The 19302-nt window shown below is 62.9% G+C and carries 19 protein-coding genes; 15 read left to right on the top strand and 4 right to left on the bottom strand.

All coding sequences use genetic code 11. The annotated features are described in order from the left end of the window. Window positions 1–263: 263 nt before the first annotated feature. The 9 genes from hslV (at window position 264) to holA (ending at window position 10272) form a co-directional block, all read left to right on the top strand. Entirely contained in the window at window positions 264–821 is a 558-nt protein-coding gene (gene hslV / locus JC607_RS16105) for an ATP-dependent protease subunit HslV (protein WP_198837917.1), read from the top strand. Next, complete coding sequence (locus tag JC607_RS16110; protein WP_233092949.1) at window positions 818–1891, top strand: hypothetical protein; 1074 nt, start codon at window positions 818–820, stop codon at window positions 1889–1891. Before hslV ends, JC607_RS16110 begins: the two co-directional genes overlap by 4 nt. After that, on the top strand, window positions 1888–3186 hold the full coding sequence (gene hslU, locus JC607_RS16115) for an ATP-dependent protease ATPase subunit HslU (protein ID WP_198837918.1): 1299 nt from the start codon (window positions 1888–1890) through the stop codon (window positions 3184–3186). Before JC607_RS16110 ends, hslU begins: the two co-directional genes overlap by 4 nt. Before the next feature lie 134 nt (window positions 3187–3320). Further along, window positions 3321–4460 carry an alpha/beta hydrolase gene (locus tag JC607_RS16120; protein ID WP_198837919.1) on the top strand — a complete coding sequence of 380 codons (1140 nt, stop codon included), beginning with the start codon at window positions 3321–3323 and terminating at the stop codon, window positions 4458–4460. A 65-nt stretch (window positions 4461–4525) separates the two neighbouring features. Next, complete coding sequence (gene dapE, locus JC607_RS16125; protein WP_198837920.1) at window positions 4526–5680, top strand: succinyl-diaminopimelate desuccinylase; 1155 nt, start codon at window positions 4526–4528, stop codon at window positions 5678–5680. Next, a complete protein-coding gene (locus tag JC607_RS16130; RefSeq protein ID WP_233092950.1) occupies window positions 5677–6093 on the top strand; it encodes a GNAT family N-acetyltransferase in 417 nt (138 codons plus the stop codon). Before dapE ends, JC607_RS16130 begins: the two co-directional genes overlap by 4 nt. Window positions 6094–6154: 61 nt before the next feature. Next, entirely contained in the window at window positions 6155–8713 is a 2559-nt protein-coding gene (gene leuS, locus JC607_RS16135) for a leucine--tRNA ligase (protein ID WP_198837921.1), read from the top strand. A 21-nt stretch (window positions 8714–8734) separates the two neighbouring features. After that, a complete protein-coding gene (gene lptE / locus JC607_RS16140) occupies window positions 8735–9256 on the top strand; it encodes an LPS assembly lipoprotein LptE (protein WP_370584833.1) in 522 nt (173 codons plus the stop codon). Continuing rightward, on the top strand, window positions 9256–10272 hold the full coding sequence (gene holA, locus JC607_RS16145) for a DNA polymerase III subunit delta (RefSeq protein ID WP_198837922.1): 1017 nt from the start codon (window positions 9256–9258) through the stop codon (window positions 10270–10272). The genes lptE and holA overlap by 1 nt, the downstream gene beginning before the upstream one ends. Before the next feature lie 128 nt (window positions 10273–10400). Here holA and JC607_RS16150 read toward each other — a convergent pair whose 3' ends face one another. After that, window positions 10401–10919 (bottom strand): DUF3576 domain-containing protein, encoded by a 519-nt coding sequence (locus JC607_RS16150; protein ID WP_198837923.1) that lies wholly within the window; start codon window positions 10917–10919, stop codon window positions 10401–10403. Window positions 10920–11269: 350 nt separating this feature from the next. Between JC607_RS16150 and JC607_RS16155 the strand changes: the two genes are divergently transcribed. Both JC607_RS16155 and JC607_RS16160 read left to right on the top strand, forming a co-directional pair. Further along, on the top strand, window positions 11270–12247 hold the full coding sequence (locus JC607_RS16155; RefSeq protein WP_198837924.1) for a porin: 978 nt from the start codon (window positions 11270–11272) through the stop codon (window positions 12245–12247). A 122-nt stretch (window positions 12248–12369) separates the two neighbouring features. Further along, window positions 12370–13017, top strand: a complete 648-nt coding sequence (locus JC607_RS16160; RefSeq protein WP_198837925.1) for a YggS family pyridoxal phosphate-dependent enzyme — start codon at window positions 12370–12372, stop codon at window positions 13015–13017. Here JC607_RS16160 and JC607_RS16165 read toward each other — a convergent pair. Together JC607_RS16165 and ribA are read right to left on the bottom strand one after the other, a co-directional pair. Beyond that, the gene (locus tag JC607_RS16165; protein WP_370584834.1) at window positions 13014–13505 is read right to left on the bottom strand and encodes a L,D-transpeptidase; all 492 of its coding nucleotides are present in this window, start codon (window positions 13503–13505) and stop codon (window positions 13014–13016) included. The genes JC607_RS16160 and JC607_RS16165 overlap by 4 nt on opposite strands. 29 nt (window positions 13506–13534) lie before the next feature. Continuing rightward, window positions 13535–14647 carry a GTP cyclohydrolase II gene (gene ribA / locus JC607_RS16170; RefSeq protein WP_198837926.1) on the bottom strand — a complete coding sequence of 371 codons (1113 nt, stop codon included), beginning with the start codon at window positions 14645–14647 and terminating at the stop codon, window positions 13535–13537. Between the two features lie 155 nt (window positions 14648–14802). Between ribA and JC607_RS16175 the strand changes: the two genes are divergently transcribed. Together JC607_RS16175 and JC607_RS16180 are read left to right on the top strand one after the other, a co-directional pair. Further along, on the top strand, window positions 14803–15489 hold the full coding sequence (locus tag JC607_RS16175) for a response regulator transcription factor (RefSeq protein ID WP_092899859.1): 687 nt from the start codon (window positions 14803–14805) through the stop codon (window positions 15487–15489). Window positions 15490–15955: 466 nt separating this feature from the next. After that, the gene (locus tag JC607_RS16180; RefSeq protein WP_198837927.1) at window positions 15956–16744 is read left to right on the top strand and encodes an exodeoxyribonuclease III; all 789 of its coding nucleotides are present in this window, start codon (window positions 15956–15958) and stop codon (window positions 16742–16744) included. A gap of 399 nt (window positions 16745–17143) precedes the next feature. Here JC607_RS16180 and JC607_RS16185 read toward each other — a convergent pair whose 3' ends face one another. After that, on the bottom strand, window positions 17144–17713 hold the full coding sequence (locus JC607_RS16185; RefSeq protein ID WP_198837960.1) for a TlpA disulfide reductase family protein: 570 nt from the start codon (window positions 17711–17713) through the stop codon (window positions 17144–17146). 25 nt (window positions 17714–17738) lie between these two features. On the opposite strand from JC607_RS16185, the gene argH reads away from it, so the two are divergent. Then, window positions 17739–19142, top strand: a complete 1404-nt coding sequence (argH, locus tag JC607_RS16190) for an argininosuccinate lyase (RefSeq protein WP_198837928.1) — start codon at window positions 17739–17741, stop codon at window positions 19140–19142. A gap of 27 nt (window positions 19143–19169) precedes the next feature. Then, window positions 19170–19301 (top strand): hypothetical protein, encoded by a 132-nt coding sequence (locus JC607_RS25820; protein WP_255532542.1) that lies wholly within the window; start codon window positions 19170–19172, stop codon window positions 19299–19301. The last annotated feature ends 1 nt before the right edge of the window (window position 19302 follow it).

Raw genomic sequence — 19302 nt, forward strand, 5'->3', positions numbered from 1 at the left:
AAGGGGGTTGCCCGCCGGCTCAGCGGCGTGGCAACCCGAAGCCATTGCGGGCGCAGGTTCCGATCAGCACCGGGAACAGCGCCGTGATATTCGGTAGGTTCCGGCTGGAAATCGGGCTGGACATCGGCTCGCCTGGGTCGGGGTCATGAAAGACAGGTGATCATGGCCGTCTGCCCTCCGGAAGTCCAGCCTTACGCCGCTGACTTGTGCCAGTCCGGCCGGCGCTCCATATAGGGGCACGGAACAATGCGAAGGGCATTCCCATGGCTGACGACAAATTCCCCGGCTGGCACGGGACCACGATCCTCGCCGTGCGGCGGGGGGGCGAGGTTGTGGTGGCGGGGGATGGCCAGGTCAGCCTGGGCCAGACGGTGATCAAGGGAACGGCGCGCAAAGTGCGCAGGCTTTCCCCTGGCGGGCATGATGTGGTGGTGGGCTTTGCCGGTTCGACGGCGGATGCGTTCACCCTGCTTGAGCGGCTTGAGAAAAAGCTTGAAGCGGCGCCAGGGCAGCTCGCGCGGGCCTGTGTCGATCTCGCGAAAGACTGGCGGATGGACAAATATCTGCGCAATCTCGAAGCGATGCTGATCGTGACCGATGGCGACCAGCTTTACGTGCTGACCGGCGCGGGGGATGTGCTGGAGCCGGAACATGATGTCGCGGCCATCGGGTCTGGCGGCAATTTCGCGCTCGCCGCCGCGCGCGGGCTGATGGAGACCGAGATGCCGGCCGAGGATGTGGCGCGCAAAGCCATGGCGATTGCCGCGTCGATCTGTGTCTACACCAATGGCAATCTGACGGTGGAGACGATCCGCAAATGACCTCTGATGACCTTCGCGCCGGCGTTCAGGCCGGTATCCTGACCGAGGCTCAGGCCGCGTCTTTGTCGACATTGGTCGCGGCCCGCGCCGGCCGGCGCGCGGCAATGCCGGCGGAAGACGAGCCTTTTGAGTTTTTCAAAGGCTTTTCCGAGATCTTCATCTCGCTTGGCCTGATCATCCTGCTCTCAGGCACGCTTTCCTGGATCGCCTGGGCCGGAGGCGCGACAATCGCCATTGTTCTGCCGCTGATTGCGGCAGGGATCGCCTGGTGGTGGGCAGAGTATTTCACGCTGAGGCGGCGGATGAACCTGCCGTCGATGGTGCTGGCACTGGTTTTTGGCGGCGGTTTGCTGATCGCCGTCACCACACTTGTGTTGCAAAACGCCGGCCAGCCGTCCCGGGGCCTTCTGATGCTGCCGCCACTGGTGGCGACTTTGGGCATGGCGGCCTGGTATCGCCGGTTCCGCTTGCCGTTTTCCATGTTCGTCCTCGGCGGGTTTGCGCTTTTGACGCTTTATGCGCTGACCACCTCGACCGAGGCGCTGATCGGGCTGGCCATCGGGACGCGTTCCGGCGGCATGAACGGGCTCTTTGATCTGCGCGAAAGCCCGGCCTTTGCTTTCGCGACGCTGGGCTTCGGGATCGCAGCTTTCCTTGCGGGGATGTGGTTTGACATGCGCGACCCGCACCGGCTGGGAAGGAATGCCGCAACGGCCTTCTGGCTGCATCTGCTGGCGGCTTTCGCGCTGGTCAATACCGTGGCGGTGACGCTCTACGGCTCGGGCGGCATGGTGCTTTTGCTGATCGCGCTGCTGATCATCACCGGGCTGGCGCTGGTGATCGACCGGCGCTCGTTTGTCTCGGCTGCCATTGGCTATATGGCTTTCGTGATCGTCTGGGCGACGGGGGGCGGCGATTTCGGCTCCTGGGCCTTTGCGCTGCTGCTTCTGGGGGCGCTGATCACCGCCATCGGCACCTGGTGGGTGCAGCTGCGCGGCTGGCTGATGCGCAGCCTCCCCGACTTCCCCGGCAAAGACCGGCTTCCTCCCTATTCGAGGCCCGAAGTATGACCGACCTGACCCCCCGCGAAATCGTCTCGGAACTGGACCGTTTCATCATCGGCCAGGCAGATGCCAAGCGCGCCGTGGCTGTGGCCTTGCGCAACCGCTGGCGCAGGAACCGCCTGGCCGCCGATCTGATCGATGAGGTTTACCCGAAGAACATCCTGATGATCGGGCCGACCGGGGTTGGGAAAACCGAGATCTCGCGCCGGCTGGCGAAGCTCGCGAAAGCGCCGTTCCTCAAGGTCGAGGCGACGAAATTCACCGAGGTCGGCTATGTCGGGCGCGATGTGGAAAGCATCATCCGCGATCTGATGGATGTCGCCATCGTCGATACCCGCGCGATGATGCGCGACGAGGTGCGGGAAAAAGCCAAGCGCGCCGCCGAGGAGCGGGTGATCGAGGCGATTGCCGGCAAGGATGCGCGCGACCAGACCCGCGAGATGTTTCGCAAAAAGCTGCGCTCGGGGGAGCTGGACGAGACCATGATCGAGATCGAGATCCAGGACCCCGTACCCGCCATGCCGATGATGGGCGGCGGCCAGGGGATGGAGATGCAGCTTCAGGGCCTGCAGGAGATGTTCGGCAAGGCATTCCAGCGAACATCGAAAAAGCGGGTCACGGTGGCGGACAGTTATGATCTGCTGCTGGGCCAGGAGGCCGACAGGCTTCTGGATGACGAGGCGGTGAAGGCGCGCGCGCTGCAGGTGGTGCAGGCGGATGGCATCGTCTTCCTCGACGAGATCGACAAGATCTGTGCGAAATCCGAGGCGCGGGGCGCAGATGTGTCGCGCGAGGGCGTGCAGCGGGATCTGCTGCCGCTGATCGAGGGGACGACCGTTTCGACCAAATACGGGCCGGTGAAGACCGATCATATCCTGTTCATCGCCTCTGGCGCCTTCCATATCGCCAAACCCTCGGACCTGCTGCCTGAATTGCAGGGCCGTCTGCCGATCCGGGTCGAGCTGGAGGCGCTGACCGAGGGCGATTTTGTCCGGATCCTGACCGAGACCGACAATGCGCTGACCCGGCAATATACCGGGCTGATGGCGACCGAAGAGGTGGCGGTCAGCTTTACCGAAGACGGGATCGCGACGATTGCGGCGCTTGCGGCCGAGGTGAACCGCTCGGTCGAGAATATCGGCGCGCGCAGGCTTTACACGGTGATGGAGCGGGTGTTCGAGGAACTCTCCTTTACCGCGCCGGACCGCCCGGGTGAGGCGGTGGTGGTGGATGAGGCCTTTGTCGAAAAGAATGTAGGCGGCCTGGCGCGCTCGGCTGATATTTCCCGCTACGTGTTGTGAGGTTGCGGGCGGGGGCCAGCCCCCGCACCCCCGGAGTATTTGTACCAGGGGGAAAGGCAAAGCTTTCAGCCGTGTCACAAGGCGTGATGGGCAGTGGGCTTGACCCGGTGCGGCGGGGCGGTCAGGAAAGAGGCATGAGAATTTTCGTTGCCCTTTTGGCGTTTGTCCTGTTCGCCTCCTGCGCGCCGCGCGGGAATTTTGTCATGCTTGAAGAGCTGACGCCGGAGAAGATCGCGCTGGCGGAAGAGGTCTCGATCCGGGTGCCGATCTATGTCGGCACGTCGCGGCGCGAAGAGAATGGTGAATTCGGGTTCGCGCGGTCGGATTTCGCGAGTTTCATGCGCTATGACATCCTGATGCCGCGTGATCATAAAGTGGGCGAGGTCACCTGGCCGAAATCGGTGAAGCGGGCGGATCCGGCGAAGGATTTCCTGACGCTGTCGGATCAGCAATTCGCAACGTCGGGCGATTTCCGCAAAGAGCTGGCGAAGAACCTGGGGCAGCGCGGCAGTCGTGACGTGACTGTCTATGTGCATGGTTTCAACAATACCATGGCGGAAAGCATCTACCGCGTGGCGCAGATGCATTACGATCTGAAGGTGCCGGGCGTGGCGGTGCATTATGCCTGGCCCTCGCGCGGATCGGCGCTTGGCTATGTCTATGACCGCGATTCCGCTCTGTTCGGTCGCGACGGGCTTGAGGCCTTGCTCCGTGAGGTTGCCGGCGCCGGGGCGGAGCGGATCATCATCGTGGCCCATTCGATGGGCGGCGCGCTGACGATGGAGACACTGCGCCAGGCCTCGATCCGGGGGGATCGCAAGGTGATGGACCGTCTGGCGGGGGTGATCCTGATCTCGCCCGATCTCGATGTTGACCTGTTCCGCGCCCAGGCCCATGCGATGGGGAAACTGCCGCAGCCCTTCCTGATCTTTGGCAGCACCCGTGACACCATCCTGAACATCTCGTCGCGCATCGCAGGCGCGCCTGACCGGCTGGGCAACCTGACGGATCTGCGACCGATCTCTGATCTTGAGGTCACCTATTACGACACCGCCGCCTATAATCAGGGGGCGGGGCATAACAATCTCGGCACCTCTCCGGCCCTGTTGCAGGTGCTGGGCGGCATCGCCAATATCGACGCGGCCTTCCGGGCCGAGGCGCGGACGCGGGTCGGGCTGTTGCCGGGCGTGGTTCTGACGGTGAAGAATGCGACGGCGATTGTACTTTCGCCGGTTGAGGCGGTTGCGGCCGGGGGCGCAGGGGGGGCGGACTGAGGTGCCGGTTGCTCCGCGCGGCGGCCCGGATTATGGCTGTCGCAAGCGCCTGAAGGAGACCCCCCATGACCGATTTCACCCCGCTTGACCCGGCCAGGCTGACCGCACAGCTGATTCGCTGCCCTTCGGTAACGCCGGCAGAGGGCGGCGCGCTGGTTTTGCTGGAGGCAGTGCTGAGCGAGGCCGGGTTCGCCTGTACGCGGGTCGATCGCGGCGGGATTTCCAATCTCTATGCCCGCTGGGGCATGCGGGGTGCGAACCGGTCATTCGGCTTCAACGGTCATACCGATGTGGTGCCGGTGGGGGATTTTGCGGCCTGGTCGCAGGACCCGTTCGGCGCGGCCGAGGTCGATGGCTGGATGTATGGCCGTGGCGCCACTGATATGAAATCCGGTGTGGCGGCCTTTGCCGCCGCTGCGGTGGATTTCGTGCGCGAGACCCCGCCCGACGGCGCGGTGATCCTCGCGATCACCGGCGATGAGGAAGATGTTGCCGAACATGGCACCGTGGCGCTGCTGGACTGGATGGCAGAGCAGGGCGAGCGGATGACGCATTGCCTGGTGGGTGAGCCGACCTGCCCCGATGTCATGGGCCAGATGATGAAGATCGGCCGGCGTGGCAGCGTGACCGCCTGGTTCACCGCGGAAGGGGTGCAGGGGCATTCCGCCTATCCGCATCGCGCGAAGAACCCGATGTCAGCGCTGGTGACGCTGATGGCGCGGCTGGAGGCGGAGCCGCTGGACGCGGGATCAGATCATTTCGACGCCTCAACCCTCGCGATCACCACGATTGATTGCGGCAATAAGGCCACCAATGTGATCCCGGCGCGCGGCACGGCCACGGTCAATATCCGCTATAATGACCTGCATTCCGGGGAAAGCCTTGCGGCCTGGCTGCAGGGGCACGCGGCGGCGGTGGCTGCTGAGACCGGGGTGAAGATCACGGTGCAGGTCAAGAGCTCCGGCGACAGTTTCCTGACCGAGCCGGGCGAATTTTCCGCGATGATCCGCAAGGCGGTGCAGGCCGAGACCGGGGTTACCCCGGAATATTCCACAAGCGGCGGCACTTCGGATGCGCGTTTCGTCAAGGATCACTGCCCGGTGGTCGAATTCGGGCTGGTCGGCAAGACCATGCACCAGGTCGATGAACGGGTCGAAATCGCGCAGATCCACCAGCTGAAAGCGATCTACAGCCGCATTCTCAGGGAGTATTTCGCATGATCCGGGTTACGCTTACCGATGATCTGGCCGCCTGTCAGGCGCTGCGGCGCCGCGTTTTCATCGAGGAACAGGCGGTGTCCGAGGCTGATGAGGTCGACGGGCGTGACGGCGAGGCGCTGCATCTTCTGGCCACAGACGGCCAGCCGCTCGGGACCGCGCGCATCCTGATCGACGGCGCGACCGGCAAGATCGGCCGGGTCTGTGTGCTGGCCGAAGCACGTGGTCGCGGCATCGGCCAGGCGCTGATGCGCGAGGCGGTGGCGGTTTTGCGCGTGCAGCCCGGTGTCACCCGCGCGAAGCTTGGTGCGCAGATCCATGCGCTTGGTTTTTACGAGGCGCTTGGCTTTCGGGCCTTCGGGCCGGAATACCAGGATGCCGGAATTGCCCATCGCGATATGGAGCTGATGCTGTGATCCTTTACCTCTGACCCCGGGAGGGGTAATTCCCTCTCTGTCAGATACAGAGGCTCATCCCATGTCGCGCTACGAACCCGGTCAGATCGAGAAGAAATGGCAATCCGCCTGGGATGAGGCCGGGGTTTTCACGGCGAAAATCGACCCGGCCAAGCCGAAATATTACGTGCTCGAGATGTTCCCCTATCCGTCGGGGCGCATCCATATGGGGCATGTGCGCAATTACACGATGGGCGATGTGGTCGCGCGCTATAAGTCGTCCTGCGGCTTTTCGGTGCTGCATCCGATGGGCTGGGATGCCTTCGGGATGCCGGCGGAAAACGCGGCGATGGAGCGCGGCGGCCATCCGAAAGACTGGACCTATGGCAATATCGCCGTGATGAAGGACCAGATGAAACCGCTGGGCCTGTCGATCGACTGGAGCCGCGAGTTTGCCACCTGCGACCCTGAATATTACGGCCAGCAACAGTCGATGTTCCTCGACATGCTCGAGGCCGGGCTGGTTTACCGCAAAGCCGCTGTGGTGAACTGGGATCCGGTCGATATGACCGTTCTGGCCAATGAGCAGGTCGAGAACGGGCGCGGCTGGCGCTCGGGCGCGCTGGTTGAACGCAAAGAGCTGACGCAATGGTTCTTTAAGATCTCGGCCATGGCCGATGACCTGCTGAGCTCGCTGGATGGTCTGGAGAACTGGCCTGAAAAGGTGCGCCTGATGCAGGCGAACTGGATCGGAAAATCCCAGGGCCTGCAATTCGCGTTCGAGACGGTGAATGCGCCGGAAGGCTTTGAAAAGCTGGAAGTCTACACCACCCGCCCCGACACGCTGGGCGGCGCGAGCTTTGCCGGGATCTCGGCCGATCATCCACTGGCAAAAGCGCTGGCCGAGAAAAACGAGGCCATCGCGGCCTTTGCCGCCGAATGCCGCAAGGGCGGCACCACCGCCGAAGAGATCGAGACCGCCGAGAAGATCGGCTTCGATACCGGCCTGCGGGTGCGCCATCCGCTGGATCCTTCGGTCGAGCTGCCGGTCTGGATCGCCAATTTCATCCTGATGGATTACGGCACCGGCGCGATTTTCGGCTGCCCGGGCCATGATCAGCGCGATTTCGAATTCGCGACCAAATACAGCCTGCCGATCATCCCGGTTTTCGTGGCCGAAGGTGGCGTTGAGGCGCCGCTGTCGGAACCCTTCGTTCCGATGAAATCCGAGCGCGTCACCTATATTCGCAATGTCGCCGGGGCCGGGGTCAAAACCGGCGAACAGGGTATCCTCGATGCCATCGCTCTGGCCGAGGAAAAGGGCTTCGGCGAGGGCGTCACCAAATTCCGCCTGCGCGACTGGGGCCTGTCACGGCAACGCTATTGGGGCTGCCCGATCCCGGTCGTGCATTGTCCGACCTGCGGCGTGGTGCCCGAGAAGAAAGAGAACCTCCCCGTCGAGCTGCCCTATGATGTGAGCTTCGACAAGCCTGGCAATCCGCTGGACCGCCACCCGACCTGGCGCGATGTGCCTTGCCCGAAATGCGGCCAGGCGGCGAAGCGCGAGACGGATACGATGGATACTTTCGTCGATTCGTCCTGGTATTTCACCCGTTTCACCGCGCCGCGCGCCACCACGCCCACGGTGATGTCGGATGCGGACTACTGGATGAATGTCGACCAGTATATCGGCGGCATCGAACACGCGATCCTGCATCTTCTCTATTCGCGCTACTTTGCCCGCGCGATGAATGTGACCGGCCATCTGCCCGCGAAATCGCGCGAGCCGTTCGATGCGCTCTTTACGCAGGGCATGGTCACGCATGAGATCTACAAGACCACCGATGACAAGGGCCGCCCGGTCTATCACCTGCCCGAAGATGTGATCCGCCAGGACAGCGGTGTGACCCTGGCCGATGGCAGGTCGGTCGAGGTGATCCCTTCGGCCAAGATGTCGAAATCAAAGAAAAACGTCGTCGACCCGATGAATATCATCGCCTCTTACGGCGCGGATACCGCGCGCTGGTTCGTGATGTCGGACAGCCCGCCCGAGCGGGATATCGAATGGACGGCCTCGGGCGCCGATGCCACCAGCAAGCACCTCACCCGCGTCTGGACGCTGTCGGACCGCGTCGCCTCGATGCCATCGGATTACGCCGGCACCGGTGACCTCGAGCTGCAAAAGGCGGTGGCGCGGGCGGTGGTCGAGGTCACGAAGTCGATCGAGGGCTTTGCCTTCAACAAGGCGATTGCCGTGCTTTACGGGCTGACCAATACGCTGGCGAAAGCCGACGCCTCGGCACTGGTGGCGCGCGATGGGATGCGGGTGCTGGCGCAGCTGATGCAGCCGATGACGCCGCATCTGGCCGAGGAAATCTGGGCCATGCAGGGCGGCGAGGGGCTGTGCGCCCGCGCGCCCTGGCCGAAGGCCGATCCGGCGCTTCTGGTCGATGATGTGATCACGCTGCCGATCCAGATCAATGGCAAGAAACGTGCGGAAATCAGCGTGCCGAAAGATCTCGCCTCTTCCGAGGTTGAAAAGCTGGCGCTGGCCCATGAGGATGTGGTGAAATTCCTCGGCGGCAATGCGGTGAAGAAGATCATCGTGGTGCCGGGGCGCATCATCAACGTCGTCGCGTGACGGTATCAAGGGGCTGAACCCGTGGGGACTGACCGCCGGACCTTCCTGCTGATGCCGCTGGCGCTTGCCGCCTGCGGCTTTACCCCCGCCTATAAAAAGGGCGGACCGGCCGAGGCTCTGCTGGGTCAGGTGCGCGCCGCAGACCCCGATACCAAAGAGGCTTTTGCCTTTGTGCAGCGAATCGAGGAGCGTCTCGGGCGGCCCGAGCGCCATCTTTATGACCTCGACTATGCCATCACGACCAAAACCGATGGTGTCGGCGTCACCGCAGACAATCGTACCACGCGCTACAATATTTCCGGCGTCGTGACCTTCCGCATCTCGGATACGCTCAGCGGCACCGTGCTCGCAAGCGGGCGGGTGCAAAGCTTCACCGCCTTCAACGCGACCGGCTCGACCGTGGCGATGCTGGCGGCAGAGGAAGATGCGCAAAGCCGGCTGATGTCGATCCTTGCCGATCAGGTCGTGGCGCGGCTGATCGCGGAAATGGCGGCACTGCAACGGCGCAACAGCGCGCGCGCCTCCAGCCCTTCGGCCGGCTGATGCTGCTGCGCGGCGCCGAGGCCAATCGTTACATGGCAAAGCCTGACCCCGCCCGTGCGGGGCTGCTGATCTTTGGCGCCGATACGATGCGGGTCGCGCTGAAGCGCCAGGCGGCGATTCTGGCGCTGATCGGGCCCGAGGGCGAGGCCGAGATGCGGCTCGCACGCATGTCGGGCGCGGATCTGCGCAAGGACCAGGCGGCGCTGTCGGATGCGGTCAAGGCGGTTGGTTTCTTCCCCGGCCCCCGTGTGGCCTTTGTCGAGGATGCAACCGACGGGCTGACCGCCACTTTCACCGAGGCGCTGAAGGACTGGAAGCCAGGCGATGCGGTGATCATTGCCACGGCAGGCGATCTGAAGGGCAAATCGGCACTTAAGTCATTGTTTGAAAAGATGCCCCATGCGGTTTGCATCGGGCTTTATGACGATCCGCCGACCCGCGAAGAGATCGAAACCGAACTGGCCAGAGCCGGGCTGGCGCAGATCCCGGCGGCGGTGATGGATGATCTGACGCAACTTGCGCGGGCGCTGGATCCGGGTGACTTCCGGCAGACGCTTGAGAAGATCGCGCTGTATAAATGGCAGGATCCGACGCCCTTGACGCCGGATGAGGTCGCGGCGCTGGCACCGGCAACGATTGACGCCGAGGTGGACGAGCTCCTGAATGCTGTGGCCGAGGGGCAAAGCCGCCAGGTCGGCATGTTGATGCTGCGGCTGGGAGGGCAGGGCGTATTGCCGGTAACCCTCTGCATCCAGGCGTTACGGTATTTCCGAATACTGCATCTTGCGGCAAGCGATCCGGGCGGCACAGGCAATGGCTTGCAAAAGGCGCGGGTCTTCGGGCCGCGCCGGGATCGGATGCAGGGGCAGCTCAGGAAATGGGGCATGCTCAGCCTGGAACCCGCCATCGCCGATCTGGTCGAAGCGGATCTGACGCTGCGTTCAACGATGAAAGTGCCGGGGCTTGCGCTGGTCGAGCGGGTTTTCCTGCGGATCGCGGCGCGGGCAGGGCGCTGACTGCGGCGCTGCAGCGAGCCATTCGCAGACAGGCCCAGTCTTCCGGGCCCAGTCTTCCGGGCCCAGTCTTCCGGGCCATGAAAAAAGGCGGCCGAAGCCGCCTCTGGTCGTCCCGATTCTGGCTGTGATCAGAGCTTGCTGTCCCGGACCCGGAGCTGCCGCGCCCGGGTGAGAATCGCATCCTCTACCGCGCGGACGGTTTCCGGCGCCACCGCGCCGCCCCCCTGGCTTTGCAGCGCGATCTTCAGGCTGCGTGCCTCGAGCGCCGGATCCTGCACATAGATCGTGGCGCGGTAGGCACGGCCACCACCCGGCGGGCGGCCATAGCCGGTGACGATCACGCCGGTGAAGGGGTCAATGCTTTCGATCGGCAGGAAATTCAGAACTTCAAGCGAGGCCTGCCAGATGTATTTGTTCACCTCGACAGTGGTGTTCGGATCTTCGCCATTGCCGAAGAGATTCCAGATCGTGCCGCCCGCGCGGTTTGATCTTTCGCGCGAATTGCCCAGTTCGGCCGCGCCCTGCTTGCCAGATCTCGCCCCGGCGCGGGTCTCGTCCGCGGTTCCACCACTATTGCCACCGCAGGCCGCAAGGATAACAAGCAGGCCACCACAAAGAAGGGTGCGCGCGGATTTCGCCAGAGCCATCGGAAACTCCCGTTTAACTTAAACGGCTATCTAGCTTAGCCACCTGTGTGGAACAAGGCTTTTTGCCCGGCAAGGCCCCGGTGGTGGCGGCGCCATGCCTGTGCCGCCGCTGTAATGTGGCAATACCAAAGGCCACATCCGGGGCGAGGGACTTGCGGCATGTGGCCCCGCGTGGCCGGCTGTCAGGGGGCGAAAAGGCACTGTGACTTTGCTGCACCACAGGCGAGGCGTTTCCGGGCAGGTCGCGCCATGATCGTTGCAATCAGACCCCGAGAGGCAGAAATACGATCCATACCCAATTCGGATTCCCCTGAGTTGGGCCATCCTTGGAAGTCAATCGAGGGAATACGATGAAAAAGCTTCTTATCGCGACCACCGCTCTGGTTGCTGGCGCTTCGGCAGCCGCAGCAGACGTGACCATCTCGGGCTACGGCCGTTTCGGTCTGCAATATGTCGAAGACCGCGGCCTCGGCCTGGAAGACACCATCATCTCGTCGCGTCTGCGTCTGAATATCGACGCCACCACTGAGACTGATGTTGGTGTGACCTTCGGCGCTCGTCTGCGCATGCAGTATGATGATGGCGACGCTGGAACCATCGGTAACGCTGCCCGTTTCAGCATCGGTTACGAAGGCCTCACCGTTCAGGTCGGCAACGTCGACACCCCTTGGGATTCGGTTGGCCTGACTTATAATTCGGAAATGGGCTACGAAGACAGCTCGTTCGGCGACGACAACGACAGCCCGTTCTTCGCATACAACTCGAAAACCCAGCCGAACGGCTATCAGGGCGTTGCTGCGACCTACTCCATCTCGGACATCAATCTGTACTTCTCGTACATTGACCCGAACCAGATCGTCGACACCCTTCCGGCTGGCGTTTCCGAAGAAGTCGGTCTGGCTGCTGACTGGTCGAACGGCCAGATCTCGGTCGCCGCTGCAATCAACAACAACGTTGGTGGCAACAAAGACTATGACGCCTACTTCCTCGGTGGTGCGTATAACTTCGGTGACGGCAATGTCGGCCTGAACTTCTACAACTACGACAACCCGGCTCTGAACGACTCGTACAACCAGATCACCCTGTACGGTAACTACACCTTCGGCGCCACCACGCTCCGCGCTTACATTTCGGACCTGGACGCAGACGGTGCTGACACCGCTTACGGTATCGGTGCTGATTACTCGCTCGGCGAAGGCGCTCGTATCTCGGGCTCCATCCAGCGCGGCTTCGGCAGCGACGTGACCTTCGTTGACAACACCGGCGCCCGCTTCAATGACGCTCGCGCTAAGACCGTTGCTGACATCGGCGTTCGCTTCGACTTCTGATCTTAACGGATCAATATCTTTGGAAAGAGCGGGCATTGCCCGCTCTTTTCATTTCTGGCGTTTCCCTTCTGTGCCCGGCCGTTGTAATCAGGGCGCGTTCTGAGGCAGCAAAGGCGCGGGCAATGTCACTTACCGGGATCACCGCAAGGCTGCGCGCCGCCGAACTGGCCGCGGGCCGCGAAGCGGGCTCTGTCACCCTGATCGCAGTCTCGAAAGTACAGCCCGGCCCGCGGGTCGAGGCGGTGCTGGATGAAGGCCAGCGCGTCTTTGGCGAAAATTACGTCCAGGAGGCGGCTTTCAAATGGCCCGTCTGGAAGGCAAAATACCCCGGCGTAAAGCTGCATATGATCGGGCCCTTGCAAAGCAACAAGGCAAAGGTCGCGGTCGATCTTTTTGACGCGATCCATTCGGTTGACCGCCCCTCACTGGCCGAGCGGCTGGCGACGCTTGCCAATGCGCGTGGCGCCAGTCCCGATATTTTCATCCAGATCAATACCGGCGAAGAACCGCAAAAGGCCGGTATCCTGCCGGGCCAGGCCGATGATTTCATCTCGGCCTGCCGCGCGATGTATCTGCCGGTGGTGGGGCTGATGTGCATTCCGCCCGATGGCGAAGACCCGGTGCCGCATTTTAAAATGCTGGCCGGGATCGCGGCGCGGAACGGGGTCGGGGGGCTCTCGATGGGGATGAGCTCGGATTTCGAGCTTGCCGTCGCGCATGGGGCAACCCATATCCGGGTCGGCTCGGCGATTTTCGGGGATCGTGCCTAGGCGAAATAAGGCACGATCAGCCTTGTGCCGGGGCGGATGCGCCGCGCGATCCACAGAAGATCGGGTTGTGCAAAGGCCACGCAGCCGGCAGTGGGCCAGCCCGGGCGGCGCCAGGAATGCAGGAAGATCGCAGATCCCCGGCCGGGTGTCGCATCGGGCCAGTTCCAGTCCGTGACCAGCACCAGATCATATTGCGGGTCGGAGCGGCGCAGATCCTCATGCGAAAAACCATGCGGCGCCCGGACATGGGAATTATAGGCCGGATCGCGGCCGTCATCTGACCACAGATCGCCCGGGATCAGCGCTTCCGCCCAGGCCGGCACGTCAGCCCGGGCCAGCCGGTCGGGGCGGTAGAAACCGCCAACGATATGATGCAGCCCGAAAGGCGTCGCCCCATCGCCCTCGCGTTTCTCGCGCGAGATGCCGCCACGCCCGATGGTGCAGGCGAAACGGCGACCCCGGAACAAAAGCCCCGTAGGGGTCAGCACAAGGTCCTCAGCGGTCTGTCCCGGGTGGATCACAGCAAATGCCCCGATCTGGCGGCCTTGGTGGCCAGATAGGCCGCGTTTTCGCGGGTTTTTCCGACCTTCAGTGGCACACGCTCGACCACTTTCAGCCCGCAGCTGTCCAGCATCGCCACTTTGCGCGGATTGTTGGTCAATAGCCGCACCTCGCGAAACCCGAGACCACGCAGGAGTTCGGCCCCGATGCGGAAATCGCGCTCATCATCTTCAAACCCCAGCCGGTGATTGGCGTCGACCGTGTCAAAGCCCTGATCCTGCAGCGAATAGGCGCGCATTTTATTCGCGAGGCCAATGCCGCGACCCTCCTGGTTCAGATAAAGCAGGACGCCCGCCCCCTCGTCGCCCATCTGGGCAAGTGCAGCCTGAAGCTGCGGGCCGCAATCGCATTTCAGCGAGCCCAGCACGTCTCCGGTGAAACAGGCGGAATGGAGCCGCGCCAGCACCGGACGGTCGCGCGCGGGCTGGCCGACCTCGATCGCGTAATGCTCGTCGCCGCCGTCATCGGGGCGGAAGATATGCAGCCGCCCCGCACCCGCCAGCGCCATCGGCAGCCGTGCCGAGACCACGTCGGCAAGCGGTGCCAGCCGCGACAGGGCTGGCAGTGCCTCGTCGATCCGAAGGAAGGTCAGCCCGTGATCAGCGGCCAGCCCCAGCGGGTTTTCAACCCGCACCAGCAGGGCCGCCGGCAAAAGATGCGCCGATTTTGCCAGCAGGACCGCCGCCCGGTGCAGCGCGCCCGAGCCTCCATAAAGCCCCCGCACCGGCCCCTTCAGCGGCACGCGCAGATCATCCTGCGGATCGGCAATGGCCTTGAGCCAGGTCGTATCGGCGCCCGATGGCACTGCGATCCGGGCGATGTCGCCGTCGCAGGCAAAGGCCTTCAGCGTCTCGGCCCGCCAGGCGGTCAGCGCCAGTTCCGGCTCGCCAAAGCTGCGCAAGGCGCTCAGGCGCGGCGACTCCAGCGGCTCGATGGCGATGGCCAGCGCGGCCTCGCCCTCGCCCGCCAGCACCACCGGCACACCCATCCGCAAATCGCCGCGCGCGCGCGAAAGGCGCTCGGTAATATCGGGTCCGAGAGAAGAAAAGCCACCGGCAGCTGCAGTCATATCGCGTCTCCTGACCCCGTTTATCTGGGCACAGGATGACAGAATTGAAATATTTCCTGCTCCTGCGACACGAGGCCGTGACTCCCTTGTCGCAAATCTTGCGGGAAATGTGAACGCGGCGCATCTCTTTCCCAAGCAAACGAAAGGACCGTATCATGGCCCAGCTTCGCAAAATTCTTCTGGTGGATGACGATGACGACCTGCGGGAAGCCTTGTCTGAACAATTGGTGATGACCGAGGATTTCGATGTCTTCGAGGGCCGTACTGGTGCCGAGGGGATGGAGAAGGCCAAGGCCGCGATCTATGACCTGGTGATTCTCGATGTCGGGCTGCCCGATACCGATGGGCGCGAGCTGTGCCGCCGGATGCGCAAATCGGGCGTGAAATGCCCGATCATGATGCTGACCGGTCACGATACTGATGCCGATACCATTCTGGGCCTTGATTCCGGCGCGAATGATTATGTGACCAAACCGTTCAAATTCCCGGTGTTGCTGGCGCGGATCCGGGCGCAGCTGCGCACCCATGAACAGTCGGAAGACGCGGTGTTCCAGCTTGGGCCCTATAGCTTCCGTCCGGCGCAAAAGCTTTTGGTGGATGAGAAGGACAAGAAGATCCGCCTGACCGAGAAAGAGACCAATATCCTGAAATTCCTTTACCGCGCGCAATCGGGCGTGGTGGCACGCGATGTGCTGTTGCATGAGGTCTGGGGCTATAATGCCGGGGTCACGACCCATACGCTCGAGACGCATATCTACCGGCTGCGGCAGAAGATCGAGCCCGATCCCTCGAATGCGCGGCTGCTGGTGACCGAGAGCGGCGGGTATCGGCTGGTCGCCTGAGCTGTGGTGTTTTCGCCGTCCAGTGAAAAGTCGTTAGAATTCGACATAATGTCGCTTGATTCACGACGTCTTAATGGATTGCGGCGCATGATGGCCAGGTGATGCAATGTCAGCGTGACATTGTGTCATGCGAGAGTTCCCCTTGTCGTGTCGGGGTTATGACACGGCATCCTCCCTGTTGGACTGGCCGGGCTCTCGCCCGGCCTTTTTTTGCCGCGCTTTGCGACCGGGCCGGTGCGCACAGCAATACCCGGCGCAGGTGTTGCGTTCCTGCAATAATTCTTGCCGTTTCTGCGGGGCAGTGTTCCCCGATGCTTCGTGCCGGGTCTGTTTGGTGTTAAATTATCCAAACCTCCCTGTTGGACTTATGCCCGGTATCTCGCGTTTCTCATCTGCGGTGCCGGGCTTTCTTTTGCGCGGCCATCGGCCTAGTCTCCGCTTCGGATCATGACTGCCGGAGAGAGAGATGAGCTTTACCCTCGCCACCTGGAACATCAATTCCGTGCGCCTGCGCGAGGGGCTGGTGTCAAAGCTTTTGTCAGAGGACGCGCCGGATGTGCTTTGCCTGCAGGAGATCAAGACGCCGATCGACAAATTCCCGACCGAAGGCTTCGCGGCGCTTGGCTATCGCTATTTGGTGGCGCGTGGGCAGAAGGGGTATAACGGTGTTGCGATCCTGTCGAAACTGCCGCTCGAAGATGCGGGGGATCGCGATTATGCGGCACTTGGCCATGCGCGGCACGTGGCGGCAAAGCTGGAAAACGGCGTGACCATCCATAATTTCTATGTGCCGGCGGGCGGGGATATTCCCGACCGGGCGCAGAATGTGAAATTTGGCCAGAAGCTCGATTTCCTGACCGAGATGCGGGATGCCTTCCATGCGGACCGGCCGGAAAAGGCGATCCTTGTCGGTGATCTGAATATCGCGCCGCGGGAGGATGATGTCTGGAATCATAAGCAGCTCCTGAAGATCGTGAGCCACACGCCGATTGAGGTCGAGCACCTCGGCGCGGCGCAGGACGCGGGGAACTGGGTCGACATCACCCGTCAGGATATCACCGAAGGCAAACTCTATTCCTGGTGGAGCTACCGTGCCGCGGACTGGGATGGGGCCGATAAGGGCCGACGTCTGGATCACATCTGGGCGACGCCCGATATCTCAAATGCCGGCCACGGCTCGAAGATCCTGCGCGCGGCGCGGGGCTGGGAGCAACCCTCGGATCATGTCCCGGTCTTCGCGACATTCGATCTGTAAGCGCAACCGATTTCTTTCAGGAAATCGGCCCGTTTTGTTGCACAAAACGGTCATGGCCGGGTCATGCCGGCAATCTGTCTGCCTCTGCTCAGCAGCAGGGCCTGACCATGTTGTGCGGCTGTGAGCAGTCATGTCGATGCCACGCGTATGATCAGGTTCATGCGCCCGGTATCATCGGCACTGCGCCCCCCGGACCCGGTGTGATTCCGGATCTTATGCACCGGACCAGCGCAGTTGGGGGGCGATCGGGGCCGCGCAGGTGTCGCATGGCAATGAACCGTTCGACGCAGGCCGCCGCAGCCCGGCAGGTGTCAGGTTGCACGCCCTGATCCCCTCCCGGGCTGCGGCGGCCCTGAAACACAGGCGGCACGGATGCGGGCTCTCTTTTGTCGCCGCGTCCTAGTGGCCGGCCATAAGCGCTGAAAGCACGGATTGCGCAGTCACGCTGTCCCATTCCGCATCACCGATCAGCCGGGCGACCTCCTGGCCTTCGGGGTTCAGGATCACGGTTACCGGCAGGGCCATCACCCCCATCCGGCTCGAAAGCGCAGATTTCGGGTCGCGCAGGATCGGCAGGCTGGTGATCGCGGCTTCGGCGTAAAAGCGGCTGATCGCGACGGGTTCGTTCCGACCTGTTGCGACCGGCACGACGGCGATATCGGGCATTGCCAGCTGCAGCCGGTCCAGCGATGGCATTTCGGCCCGGCAGGGCGCGCACCAGGTGGCCCAGAAATTCAGAACCACCCATTTGCCGCGGTAATCCTCCAGCGAGGCGGGCGTGTCGTCGAGCGTGACCAGCTCTGCCGCCGGCAGATCGATCGGGGAGTCATGCAGCTGGAGCTTCTTCATGTCGCCCTCGCGCAGGCCCGCCGCATCGCTGACCACATCTCCGGTTGCGCCCTCAGCCAGGGCTGCATTTGCACCAAGCGCCAGCGCGGTATAAAGAGCCGCCAGAAACAGCCGCATCACCAACTCCATCTCTCCGAGGCCCCGCATGTCTAATGAGGACCAGTCCAAAGCCGCAAACCAGATGTGGGGCGGGCGTTTTGCCGAAGGGCCGGATGCGATCATGCAGGCGATCAACGCCTCGATCGGATTCGACAAGCGGCTCTATGCCCAGGACATTGCTGGCTCGCGCGCCCATGCCGCGATGTTGGCGGCTCAGGGCATCCTTACCGATAGCGATGCCGGGGTGATCCGGGAAGGCCTCCTCACCGTCTTGTCAGAAATCGAGGCCGGTAATTTCCCGTTCCGGGTCGAGCTGGAGGATATTCACCTTAATATCGAAAGCCGCCTGACCGAGATCGTGGGCGAGGCGGGCAAGCGTCTGCATACCGGGCGGTCGAGAAATGACCAGGTTGCGGTCGATTTCCGCCTTTGGGTGCGCGATCAGTGCGACGCGGCGATTTCCGGTCTGAGCGCGCTGATGCGCGCCTTTGTCGCCCAGGCGGAGCAGGGGGCCGACTGGGTCATGCCGGGCTTTACCCATCTGCAAACCGCGCAGCCGGTGACCTGGGGCCATCACATGATGGCCTATGTCGAGATGTTTGCCCGCGACCGCTCGCGGTTTGAAGATGCGCGCAAACGCATGAATGAAAGCCCGCTGGGCGCCGCTGCCCTGGCCGGGACCAGCTTTCCGATTGACCGTCATATGACCGCCGGGGCGCTTGGTTTCGACCGTCCGACCGCGAACAGCCTTGATTCGGTGTCCGATCGCGATTTCGCGCTGGAATTCCTGTCCGTGGCCTCGATCACCGCGATGCATCTGTCGCGTTTCGCCGAAGAGCTGGTGATCTGGTCCTCGGCGCAGTTCCGTTTCGTGCGGCTTTCCGACAAATGGACGACCGGCTCTTCGATCATGCCGCAAAAGAAAAACCCCGATGCGGCAGAGCTTTTGCGCGCTAAACTCGGGCGTATTCTCGGTGCGACCGTGGCATTGTTCACCATCATGAAGGGTCTCGCGCTGACCTATTCCAAGGATATGCAGGAAGACAAAGAGCAGGTCTTTGACGCGGCTGACAACCTTATGCTGGGCCTTGCGGCCATGACCGGGATGGTCTCGGATATGGCGGCGAACCGCGACAGCCTCACGCTCGCGGCGGCCTCCGGTTTCTCGACCGCGACCGATCTGGCGGACTGGCTGGTGCGGCGACTGAACCTGCCCTTCCGCGAGGCGCATCACGTCACCGGCACCCTGGTCGGCATGGCGGAAAAGGCGGGGATCGACCTGCCGGATCTGAGCCTTGACCAGATGCAATCCGTTCACCCCGGCATCACGGATGAGGTCTTCACCGTGCTGGGTGTGGAAAATTCGGTCAATTCGCGCGTCTCTTATGGCGGAACCGCGCCGGTCAGGGTGCGCGAACAGATCGCACGCTGGAAAGCGCAGCTCGCCTGAGCCACGATCCGGAAAAGGGAGTATCCCATGCGTCTCTTTGCGTCTCTCGCGCTGACGATCCTGCTGGCCGCCTGCGGTGTCGCGGGCGAGCCGAAGCATCCTGACGAAAAGGTCAGCTTCTCGGGCAGCCTCAGTCTCGGCGCGAGCCATAGTTTCTGAA

This window comes from Paracoccus sp. IB05, from assembly GCF_016405985.1.
In the GTDB taxonomy this organism is placed as follows: Bacteria; Pseudomonadota; Alphaproteobacteria; order Rhodobacterales; family Rhodobacteraceae; genus Pseudogemmobacter.

Coding starts and splice junctions, on each gene's coding strand:
- JC607_RS16150 (WP_198837923.1), bottom strand. CDS start 10,919: ATGGCTCTGGCGAAATCCGCGCGCACCCTTCTTTGTGGTGGCCTGCTT.
- hslU (WP_198837918.1), top strand. CDS start 1,888: ATGACCGACCTGACCCCCCGCGAAATCGTCTCGGAACTGGACCGTTTC.
- holA (WP_198837922.1), top strand. CDS start 9,256: ATGCTGCTGCGCGGCGCCGAGGCCAATCGTTACATGGCAAAGCCTGAC.
- JC607_RS16110 (WP_233092949.1), top strand. CDS start 818: ATGACCTCTGATGACCTTCGCGCCGGCGTTCAGGCCGGTATCCTGACC.
- ribA (WP_198837926.1), bottom strand. CDS start 14,647: ATGACTGCAGCTGCCGGTGGCTTTTCTTCTCTCGGACCCGATATTACC.
- hslV (WP_198837917.1), top strand. CDS start 264: ATGGCTGACGACAAATTCCCCGGCTGGCACGGGACCACGATCCTCGCC.
- JC607_RS16175 (WP_092899859.1), top strand. CDS start 14,803: ATGGCCCAGCTTCGCAAAATTCTTCTGGTGGATGACGATGACGACCTG.
- JC607_RS16180 (WP_198837927.1), top strand. CDS start 15,956: ATGAGCTTTACCCTCGCCACCTGGAACATCAATTCCGTGCGCCTGCGC.
- JC607_RS16130 (WP_233092950.1), top strand. CDS start 5,677: ATGATCCGGGTTACGCTTACCGATGATCTGGCCGCCTGTCAGGCGCTG.
- dapE (WP_198837920.1), top strand. CDS start 4,526: ATGACCGATTTCACCCCGCTTGACCCGGCCAGGCTGACCGCACAGCTG.
- JC607_RS16155 (WP_198837924.1), top strand. CDS start 11,270: ATGAAAAAGCTTCTTATCGCGACCACCGCTCTGGTTGCTGGCGCTTCG.
- JC607_RS25820 (WP_255532542.1), top strand. CDS start 19,170: ATGCGTCTCTTTGCGTCTCTCGCGCTGACGATCCTGCTGGCCGCCTGC.
- JC607_RS16120 (WP_198837919.1), top strand. CDS start 3,321: ATGAGAATTTTCGTTGCCCTTTTGGCGTTTGTCCTGTTCGCCTCCTGC.
- leuS (WP_198837921.1), top strand. CDS start 6,155: ATGTCGCGCTACGAACCCGGTCAGATCGAGAAGAAATGGCAATCCGCC.
- argH (WP_198837928.1), top strand. CDS start 17,739: ATGTCTAATGAGGACCAGTCCAAAGCCGCAAACCAGATGTGGGGCGGG.
- JC607_RS16160 (WP_198837925.1), top strand. CDS start 12,370: ATGTCACTTACCGGGATCACCGCAAGGCTGCGCGCCGCCGAACTGGCC.